The 10,273-nt window shown below is 36.6% G+C and carries 7 protein-coding genes; 3 read left to right on the top strand and 4 right to left on the bottom strand.

What is annotated here, in order from left to right; genetic code table 11:
- Window positions 1-37: 37 nt before the first annotated feature.
- The gene (locus ABJD27_RS03935; protein ID WP_348170753.1) at window positions 38-3,238 is read right to left on the bottom strand and encodes a hypothetical protein; all 3,201 of its coding nucleotides are present in this window, start codon (window positions 3,236-3,238) and stop codon (window positions 38-40) included.
- Between the two features lie 193 nt (window positions 3,239-3,431).
- Here ABJD27_RS03935 and ABJD27_RS03940 point away from each other — a divergent pair, with 193 nt between their 5' ends.
- Window positions 3,432-4,553, top strand: coding sequence for a VWA domain-containing protein (locus tag ABJD27_RS03940; protein ID WP_348170750.1), 1,122 nt, complete (start codon window positions 3,432-3,434; stop codon window positions 4,551-4,553).
- Window positions 4,554-4,954: 401 nt separating this feature from the next.
- Entirely contained in the window at window positions 4,955-6,415 is a 1,461-nt protein-coding gene (locus ABJD27_RS03945; protein WP_348170747.1) for a magnesium chelatase, read from the top strand.
- A 207-nt stretch (window positions 6,416-6,622) separates the two neighbouring features.
- Here ABJD27_RS03945 and ABJD27_RS03950 read toward each other — a convergent pair whose 3' ends face one another.
- On the bottom strand, window positions 6,623-7,216 hold the full coding sequence (locus ABJD27_RS03950) for a hypothetical protein (protein WP_348170744.1): 594 nt from the start codon (window positions 7,214-7,216) through the stop codon (window positions 6,623-6,625).
- A 270-nt stretch (window positions 7,217-7,486) separates the two neighbouring features.
- A complete protein-coding gene (locus tag ABJD27_RS03955) occupies window positions 7,487-7,996 on the bottom strand; it encodes a hypothetical protein (RefSeq protein ID WP_348170741.1) in 510 nt (169 codons plus the stop codon).
- Window positions 7,997-8,453: 457 nt separating this feature from the next.
- Here ABJD27_RS03955 and ABJD27_RS03960 point away from each other — a divergent pair, with 457 nt between their 5' ends.
- Window positions 8,454-9,347 (top strand): M12 family metallopeptidase, encoded by an 894-nt coding sequence (locus ABJD27_RS03960; protein ID WP_348170738.1) that lies wholly within the window; start codon window positions 8,454-8,456, stop codon window positions 9,345-9,347.
- Between the two features lie 154 nt (window positions 9,348-9,501).
- Here the strand turns inward: ABJD27_RS03960 and ABJD27_RS03965 are convergent, their stop codons facing one another.
- A complete protein-coding gene (locus ABJD27_RS03965) occupies window positions 9,502-10,179 on the bottom strand; it encodes a DUF4386 domain-containing protein (protein WP_348170735.1) in 678 nt (225 codons plus the stop codon).
- Between the last annotated feature and the right edge of the window lie 94 nt (window positions 10,180-10,273).

Genomic DNA, 10,273 nt, shown 5'->3' on the forward strand with positions numbered 1-10,273 from the left:
CCCTCCGTTATGGAGGGGTTATATATAAGACGTTTTATTAATTCATATTAAAACGCTTAATTTCTTTAAATGGCTTCACATCCAGCGCTTCTAACTTCGCTTGGAAAGGTATCCATTCATCTGTAAAGAACGTATTGGTCTTGTCCAGAGCACTTTGTAACTCATCTTTTGCTTGCTGAATAAGTAAGTCTTCCGTATCCGTCAGTCCATTAGGACGACTACCTGCATAACGCCTAGCTAAACCTATACGTTGCATCGCAGTGATTTCCGGATTACGTGTAATCCCTTGACGCTTGTCTACTGTACCTAAGTATAAGGCAATTACTTTATCAATACTTTTTACCATTTTTCCGATAGTTTTAAGATCTTCTTTATGAGCATCCTTATCTAGTTTCTTGAGTACTTTCTTATAATCCTCGGCAATCGTTTTACTTTCTACCAGTTGCTTTACAGCATCGGCAGCAGTTTGTGTCAATCCTTCTAGTGTTTTACCAGCAGTATAGCGATCATTAATTGCTTTTTGTGCTACCGTTAATCTAGGATCTGAAGCCACTGTAATCGTGGAGGCACTCATCTGATCTCCATAACTCATTTCAAGTCTGTACGTTCCTGGTTTTACTCCAACACCTCCTGGCTCATTTCTGCGTTTACGGATCGTACGAGAAGGTCTATCTCCTCCAACTTCGTTCATAAACCATCTTGTTTTATGAATCCCTGTGCTGTCTGGTGTTTTCCATTTTAAGTGACGTATTTGTCTATCTCCATCATAAATTTTAAGATGGATAGAATCCCATGTTACTTTCTTTACTTCTGAGTCATTTGCTTCATCTTCTTTATCCTCACCTTTCTCTTTAGACTTCTTTTTTTCTTGTTTGGTTACATAATATGTAATATGTGCACCACGTCCTCTGTTTTCAGCATTGTATAATGCATCACCCCCAAAACGACTTCCCGTAGGTTGTTGGTAGGCTGCTTGATATGCAGTAGGAGGTTGAAAGAGTTGTAGCTTTCGCGAAAGCGTACCCTTATCCTTTGCAATTGCACGTAATGGTCTGATATCATCAAGAACCCAAGCCGCACGACCGAAAGTTCCAATCACAAGATCATGTTCTCTCGGCTGAATCACTAAATCCTTTACTGGTGTTGTAGGAAATCCTTTGGTCCATTTTTCCCAGCTAGACCCAGCGTCTAACGAAATATAAAGACCATCATCGGTACCTAAAAACAATAAGTTAGGTTCTTCGATATCCTCTACAATAGATAATGTATAACTCTGTACATCATTTCCATCTACAATACGTTCCCACGTCTTTCCGTAGTTACGCGTACGATATGCATATGGCATATAGTTAAAACGACGGTAATCGTTTGCTATTAGTAATGCCTCTCCTTGTTTTTTATTACTCGCTTTAATTTGTACAATCCAACTTCCAGCGGGTAATCCTTTAATATTATTGGTGACTTCTGTGTAGCTATTTCCACCGTTAGTGGTGTAATGTACACGACCATCATCGGTTCCTACCCAGAACATATTGCGTTCTAATGGCGATGGCTCAATCACAAGAATTGTTGTGTGATTCTCTGCACCCGTTGCATCCATAGAAAGACCTCCTGATTCTGATTGTTTTTGCTTCTCAGGATCGTTGGTTGTTAAGTCTGGAGAAATCACTTTCCACGTTAACCCTTTATCTGTTGATTTATGTACAAACTGACTTCCAAAATAAATCGTGTTATTGTCAAATGGATCAATATTAATTGCCGAGTTCCAGTTAAAACGTAAGAATACATCTGGATCTGGATGTGTTGGTTTTACCCCATAATTATTCCCAGTTTGCCAGTCATAACGACTTACAAACCCTTGCTGACTCATACTCCACCCATAACGGCTATCGTCTTTATCTGGGATGACATCAAATCCATCTCCAAAAGAAATTTCTTGCCAGTAACTATTACGGATTCCTTGTGCTTTCCAAACGTATGCAGGACCTCTCCAACTACCATTATCTTGCATTCCTCCGTATACATTGTATGGAAACTCATTATCTACATTAATATGATAAAACTGCGCTACAGGAAGGTTTCCTATAAAACGCCATGTTTTACCGCCATCTTTAGTAATGTTCATTCCTCCATCATTTCCGTCGATCATAAACTGACCGTTATCTGGATGAATCCACCAAGCGTGGTGATCTGGATGTACTCCATTATTAACCCCATAAGCTCCCATGAGTTGTGAGAAGTTCTTTCCGCCATCTTCAGATACATTTACATAGGTAAATACAGAAAACACTCTATTTTCATTATCTGGATCTACGTGAATATCTGAATAGTAAAAAGGTCTATTCCCAATATCTGTTTTGTCATTTATTTTCTTCCAGTTAAACCCACCATCGTCAGAGCGATATAGTGCATTCTTCTTTGCTTCGATCAGTGCATAGATCACATTTGTCTTATTAGGCGCAATCGAGATTCCGATACGACCTAACTCTCCTTTTGGTAACCCATCTTTATCAGATAATTTCTTCCAAGTTTTTCCACCATCGTGTGTCATATGTAAACCAGAACCTTCTCCTCCAGACTTAAAAAACCAAGGATCACGTTTGTGTTCCCACATCGCAACAAGTAATTTATTAGGATTGCTAGGATCCATCACCATATCGGCAACCCCTGTTTTATTATTTGCAAACAAGATTTTGTTCCATGTCTTTCCGCCATCGGTAGTTTTAAATACCCCACGTTCTGGATGTATTCCCCAAGGAGATCCTATCGCACCTACATACACGATATCAGGATTTGTAGGATCGATAATTACACGGTGAATGTGCCTTGTTTTTTCAAGACCCATAGACTGCCAGGTTTTTCCGCCGTCAAGTGATTTATAGACACCAAATCCACCATTTAGTGAGTTCCGAGGATTTCCTTCTCCCGTTCCTACCCAAATTACACTAGGATTAGATTGTTGGATCGCAACTGCTCCAATAGAAGCCGTCAATTCATTATCAAAAACTGGATCCCATTTGATCCCGCCAGAAGTAGACTTCCAGAGACCACCAGAGGCAGTACCTACGTACATCACATCTGGATTATCGGTTACAACATCTATAGCCGTCACACGACCAGACATACCGCCAGGGCCTATATTACGTGGTTGCATGTCTTGAAGAACAGACATGTCGAGCTTTTGCGCGCTTGCAAGAGTACATACGCACAAGAAAAGGAGTGAGAAAATGTGTTTCATTTGGTTGATTTAATATATGGTATCTGTTAGCATCTTAATTTTTTGAATTACTACTTGGTTACGGTAGTATTTGCTAACCATTTTTTATTGAATCGACTAAGTTAAGGAAATGTGAAAGCCTAAAATCTTAAAGGGGTGTTAAGTTCGCTTTCGCGAAAGCGTAATTAACACAATTATCGTATTTTTATATGGCATGAAAAAAGAACAGATACGAAAAGGGTTTGTCTTTAAACCCTACGAAGCAGAAAGTCAGTCGTTATTTGATAAACTGCTTGATATTTTCCAAGAGTTAATCACGCATACATCGGGAGATTTTGATGAAGCGATGGAGTGGCTGGAGCAACTAGATAAAGAATATGAACTTACAAATGAAGACTATACCTTAGCCGATTTTGTCCAAGAATTAAAAGATAAAGGATATATCCGAGAAGAAGTACGCCCTGATGGGACAAAAGGTGGTGCCATTACTGAGAAGACAGAGCGCGCTATACGCCAGCGCGCTTTGGATCAGATTTTTGGGAAACTAAAGAAAAGTGCCCAAGGGAATCACCGCTCTAAAATGAGTGGACGAGGGGATGAGCATACGGGTGATTATCGCGGGTATCGTTTTGGCGATCCCTTAGAACGCATCTCGATGACCGAAAGCCTGCGCAATGCACAGATCAATAATGGCGTTGGAGATTTTAGCCTCACCGAAAATGATCTAGTGGTCGAAGAGACTCATTTTAAAGCACAGATGAGTACGGTTTTAATGATTGATATCTCACACAGTATGATTCTGTATGGCGAAGATCGAATCACACCAGCAAAGAAAGTGGCGATGGCACTGGCACAACTCATCACAACACGTTATCCAAAAGATACCTTAGATATTATTGTATTTGGTAATGATGCCTGGCGCATTAAGATCAAGGATTTACCTTACCTTCAAGTAGGTCCGTATCATACCAATACGGTGGCTGGACTGGAGCTAGCGATGGATATCTTGCGTCGACAACGTAATACCAACAAACAAATCTTTATGATTACTGACGGGAAACCGAGTTGTTTACGTCTTAAAGATGGGAGGTATTATAAAAATCCGAATGGGTTAGATCAACATATCGTAGGGAAATGTTATACGAAGGCGCGTCAAGCGCGAAAATTACACATTCCCATTACCACGTTTATGATCGCAAGTGATCCGTATTTACAACAGTTTGTAGATAACTTCACTGAAGCCAATCAAGGAAAAGCATTTTATACTGGCTTAAAAGGACTAGGAGAGATGATTTTTCAGGATTACGAAACAAATAGGAAGAAGCGGATTAAATAGAGTATAGATAATAGAGTATAGAATATAGACTAAAAGAGTTTTGCTTGCGCAAAATGGAAGTAAGACCGCTTCGCTTTAGGACGTAAGACGTAGGACAGTAAGGAGTAAGTGATGATGAGGTTCCTACTTTCGTGAGAATGAAAACAATAATAAAGCAACGTCATTTCGACAGAGCGAAGAATGAGTGACGAGCCTGCCAGTCGCAGACAGGAAATCACATAATGTGGAGCTAGATGTGTGATCTCTCCTATCGTCGAGATGACTGAGAATAAAAAGAATAATAAAGCAAAGGATATTGAGTGATTTGATTTCGCCGAAAGGCAGAAAGAAAATAGTACCGAAATGACCGATTTGAATAGAATATATGAGATTCCCGTCTTCACGGGAATGAAAATGAAACTATGAAAGACATCACAACACTAGGAGCATTAAAAGCATCCAACTGGACATCACGAAGTATTAAGGAAGAGCTTCGCGAGCATTTAATTGAAAAATTGCAAAAGAAAGAACCTACGTTTACGGGGATTCACGGATATGAGAATACGGTGATTCCAGAATTGGAACGTGCAATACTATCACGCCATAATATCAATCTGTTAGGATTACGCGGACAGGCAAAAACGCGTCTAGCCAGACAGATGGTAAATTTACTGGATGAATGGATGCCGATTATAGAAGGATCGGAGATTAATGATGATCCGTTACATCCTATTTCTCGCTACGCAACAGAACTCATTGCCGAAAAAGGAGATGATACACCTATTGCTTGGGTACATCGCTCAGAGCGTTTTGCAGAAAAACTCGCAACACCCGATGTAACAGTAGCAGATATTGTGGGAGATGTAGATCCGATAAAAGCAGCCAACTTAAAATTAAGTTATGCTGATGATCGTGTGATACATTACGGGATGATTCCTCGTGCCAATCGTAGTATTTTTGTGATTAATGAGTTACCCGATTTACAAGCACGAATCCAAGTAGCGTTATTTAATATCTTACAGGAAGGGGATATCCAAATTCGCGGTTTCAAACTGCGTTTACCTCTGGATATGCAATTTGTCTTTACTGCAAACCCTGAAGATTATACAAACCGTGGAAGTATCGTCACGCCGTTGAAGGATCGTATTGGTTCGCAAATCTTGACGCATTATCCAGAAGATGTAGCCACTGCTAGAGCGATTACAGAGCAGGAAGCGCGTCTAGATGAACGCCAGAAAGAGAAGGTACATGTACCAGATTTGGTGAAGGATTTATTGGAAGAGATTAGCTTCGTAGCGCGTGAGAGTGAGTTTATAGACGAGAAGAGCGGGATTAGTGCACGTATGAGTATTACGGCTTTTGAGAATCTTATGAGTACGGCAGAGCGTCGTATGCTCATTAGTAGGGAGAAAGAAACATCGATTCGTTTTGGCGATTTGATGGGGATTGTGCCTGCAATTACTGGAAAGGTAGAACTCGTTTATGAAGGAGAGCAGGAGGGAGCTGATTTTGTAGCGAAAACCTTAATTGGAGAAGCAACAAAATCACTCTTTGATGACTACTTCCCTAAAATTGAGAAACTCACTAAAGAAACGGATCAAGATCCGTATGATGAGGTGCTCTCATGGTTCTTTGAACAGAGTGGGTTTGTCCTAGAGGATGATCTTTCTGATGCCGAGTATAAAGCAAAACTGGATAGTATCACGCCTTTAGTTGCACTTATTAAAAAATACCAACCTGATACCGACGCCGCAGATATGTATTTTATGCAAGAATTCGTATTATGGGCACTTGTGGAATATAAGAAACTTAGTAAGTATCCGTTGTCTAACGGAATGCGTTTTAATGACTTGTATGGGAGTTATATTTCTGGGCTGTCGTAAGTGGTAAAAATTGGGTGGTTGTTTTGTATTCTTTGTACCTTTTTTTCTGACAAAGAATACAGAACTTTCCGCCTTGCCTTTCTAAATATAAGAAGTTAAATATCTATCCTTTATCGAGTGGGATGCGTTTTAATGACTTGTAAAAAGAGTATCTGTTATGAACTGGCAGGAGTGTTAAGTGGATTAAGCATTTAACAATGTATTATTTTATGCATCGTTGTTCTTTGTTTTTATCATCTCAATGGCACTTTTGGCTAATTCAGAAAAAGTATCAACGGTAAATATTTCTGGAGTTTCATAATCATCCCATTTTGGGCCTCTATATATATCAGTTTTAGTAGTATTATTTAATTCTAAAGAAATAGTTTCTACACACTCTGATATATGATGTATTGCTGCAAATTGAATAGCATACGTTTTCATTCCAGTTTCATTCGCGCTAATTAAATTGTTTAAAACTGGTATGATGTATTTTGGATCAGATTTCATTATTTCTTTTATCCAGGAAAAAGTAAACGCTCTTATGTTATCATCATCTTCAGAATTAATCTCTAAGTAGTTTTTTTCTATGAATTGATTGATGTCATTTTGATTTGATGTATTACTTATAGATGCTCCTTTTTTAGTATGTACTAAAAATATAGAATTACTCCTGTATTCAATAGATTTTGATTCCCCACTTTTATAATAGTGATAGATCGTATTTTGTAATTTATCATGATGATATACCAAAATATCATTTGAAGAATAGATCTTCAAATAATCAGGGTTATCTATCTTTTTATATTTTTCGGAAGACATTTTTAATCAGGTGTTTTGTACAAGATTTTGTGTATGAGGTATTACACGCAAAAAGATACTACATTTTAAGGTAGACTTGAAAATTGAGTTTTGTGTTTATGGGTGTCTTGGAGTTGTAGTGGGTGTGAAGTTTTGGGAGTAGGAATTATGGGAGCATCAGTTACAAACTGCCACTATCGGGAGTGGAGGTTATACTGAGTTTATCGAAGTGCTCGGTGTAATATTTCGCGAAAGCGGATGTATGATTAGTAAATTAAGGGCGTGGAGTTTTTATTTTATTTCTGTTACTTCAACGATTCCTTTTGTAGCGTTTTTAATAACTCTTTTTAATATTTCTGTGTCAATTTCCCAATACTCATTTTTATATGTAAATGACATATATACAAACCCTCTGGTGTATGGTTGTTGGATTGTTTTTATTTCTGCATAAGTATACTCACTCGTCACTATTAATCTATCACCTTCGTTAGGGGTATATGTAAAAGCAAAGCATGTTTCTAAATTAATAACTTCTTCAATAATCGTATTTGAAATCCCATGGACTTCTGTTATAATTTGTTCAGGTATTTCCTGATAACGAATACCTTTTTTTTCATCTTCTTCTATGGCTTTATATGGATATTCTTCTATGTCCTCCCATTTTATTAATGTCCAAATAATTCTTTTATCAAAGTATTTATGATCATCTGGTAACTTCTTGGAACGTGGGATATGAAAAGTGAGGATCTCTTTTTCATAAATATCAGCTTCAATAAATTTTAAATTTAATGATTGACTCATGTGTGTTCTTATACGAATGATTACAGTTCTTACAAATCTAATCTAATTTAAAAATTGTAAAAATAACCAGTTGTAATGGAATCTTCAAAAGCCTTGTGAATGCATACAAACTCATTCAATTTCTCTTATACGTGTTAGTACGTATAAGTGCATAGCAAATTACGTACTAACTCTTATTTGTAGGAATAATCTTGTTAATTACATTTGAAAAGTGTTTTTAAAGAGATATCAGGAGCTCATAATCTATAGCGTCGCAAATGATATTGATTTATACTCGATACAGTCAGTTGGATTGATTCCTAAAACAGGAAAAAATAGCTATAGAAATCTGACTTGGCTGCAATACAGTGAGAAGAAGTGATCATATCATAATTCTCTATAAATAAACAGATACCAAAAATAAACTGCTCAATACATGAAGCAGCTATTATTTATTACTAACCAAACTTTTTTTATTATGATGAAAATTAAATTTACAGGATTCACATTAAGTGCTATTCTTTGTGCTGGACTATTTCTTACTAGTTGTGAATCGGAGAATGAAATTACTCTTGAAGAAAATCTAAATTTAGAAACAACTATTGGATTCCCCGCGCATATTGAAACCACAGGCGAATCAATTAAAGCGATATATAATGATAAACCTGTTACCTTATTTCAAATAGATGAAGAGCGATACTTGTATGATGGAGATATTATTCTTAATAGAAGTCAATTTACGTTGCCTGGAGAACCGATAGAGAGAGGAACTTATAATGGTAATGCTTGGGCAAATCGTACTGTTTATTATTCGTATGCAAGAGGACGAAACAAACCAAATAATGCTACAAAAAATTATTTTCAAACAGCAGCAGCTGCATGGGGGAATGATCTAGGATTTACCTTTATTGAGGTAGCTAATGATTATAATGGTGATTATATCCAGGTACAAAGTAACAAGAGTGGCGTTGCTTACAGTACAAGTATTGGTCGTGATGGAGGTAGACAAATCATAAGCTTAGATAGTAGGTATTATAATGCTGGTAGTATGATTCATGAAATTGGACATGCCGTAGGTTTAGAGCATGAGCAAAAAAGACCAGATGCAGAGCAATTTATCATTATTAACTGGGATAATATTAAACCAGGTTCACCTACGTATCAGTTTGAGCCATGTGTAGGAAATTGTGTAGGAGATGGTGTATTTGATTTTGATTCAATCATGTTATATCCTTCATCTGGATATAGTTCAGAATGGGTATATGATACGTCTATACCAACAATGACCAAATTGGACGGATCTACTTGGGTCTCACAAAGAGATAATTTATCTGATGGAGATATAGATGCTATGAATGCGATGTATAATTAATAATTTATTTTTAAAGGTAAAAAGCGACTGTTGAGAAACAGTCGCTTTTTTTATGATATGAACAGGGTTATATTTTAAAGTTTTATAAATTATTTAGAACGGTATCGGTTGCAAAATGTTAGGAGCGAGGTACTCATTACCAAAATGGCATTACCTAGGAACTGGAGTTAGTAGATATGTTTCTTCCTTTAACTAAAAGCCAAACCATAAAAACCAACTCTCCAAAGAAGGTAAAGAATAAGAAGTCTAAATTAATTTCTGGAAATAAAAAGGCACCTAAAGTATGAACCAAATATCCCAAACCAGCTATTATCAATAATATTCCAAATATTTTAGGAATATAGATAGCTTTATATACTAAATAACCTAATAGAAAAAGATAGATACCAAAGATCATGAGTCCAAACGACCATTCTAGTTTGAATGAACTTATATAAAACGCTACATTATCAGAAAAGTTTACAAATTCTGTATTTTCTGAATGGTTAATTATAGTCAATATCTTAATCAAATTAACAAGTGCAACTAAATACATTGCTGTATAAATAATTCTAAACCAAGCAGTCAATAATGAAATGCTTTGTTGAACTGGTTTAAGAAAAACGTAAAGAGCCCAAGCCACAATAATATCACAGATCAATGTTATGAAATGAAGGAAAATGCTTACTGTAAAGAGCATTTTGTTAGTTACAATATTGTTTGCAGTATTTTCAGAATTTTCACTGATCAGTTTTGGAAAAATATAAAATTCGGCAAATGGAACTGTTAAAACCATTAAAAGAAGGCCAAAACCTGCTATAATTGCTACATTAGATAGTGAGATTGTTTTCATAATTAGTTGATTAACTAGATTATCAATGTGTATAAGGCAATCTAGAAAATAGACGAATGAGATTACAACATGTTACTAAAATAGGTTTTGTTGA

The organism is Dokdonia sp., from assembly GCF_039945015.1.
In the GTDB taxonomy this organism is placed as follows: domain Bacteria; phylum Bacteroidota; class Bacteroidia; order Flavobacteriales; family Flavobacteriaceae; genus Dokdonia.

Bases quoted from the DNA above. Each gene is read 5' to 3' on its own strand.
- ABJD27_RS03935 (WP_348170753.1), bottom strand. From the start codon at position 3,238: ATGAAACACATTTTCTCACTCCTTTTCTTGTGCGTATGTACTCTTGCA.
- ABJD27_RS03940 (WP_348170750.1), top strand. From the start codon at position 3,432: ATGAAAAAAGAACAGATACGAAAAGGGTTTGTCTTTAAACCCTACGAA.
- ABJD27_RS03945 (WP_348170747.1), top strand. From the start codon at position 4,955: ATGAAAGACATCACAACACTAGGAGCATTAAAAGCATCCAACTGGACA.
- ABJD27_RS03950 (WP_348170744.1), bottom strand. From the start codon at position 7,216: ATGTCTTCCGAAAAATATAAAAAGATAGATAACCCTGATTATTTGAAG.
- ABJD27_RS03955 (WP_348170741.1), bottom strand. From the start codon at position 7,996: ATGAGTCAATCATTAAATTTAAAATTTATTGAAGCTGATATTTATGAA.
- ABJD27_RS03960 (WP_348170738.1), top strand. From the start codon at position 8,454: ATGATGAAAATTAAATTTACAGGATTCACATTAAGTGCTATTCTTTGT.
- ABJD27_RS03965 (WP_348170735.1), bottom strand. From the start codon at position 10,179: ATGAAAACAATCTCACTATCTAATGTAGCAATTATAGCAGGTTTTGGC.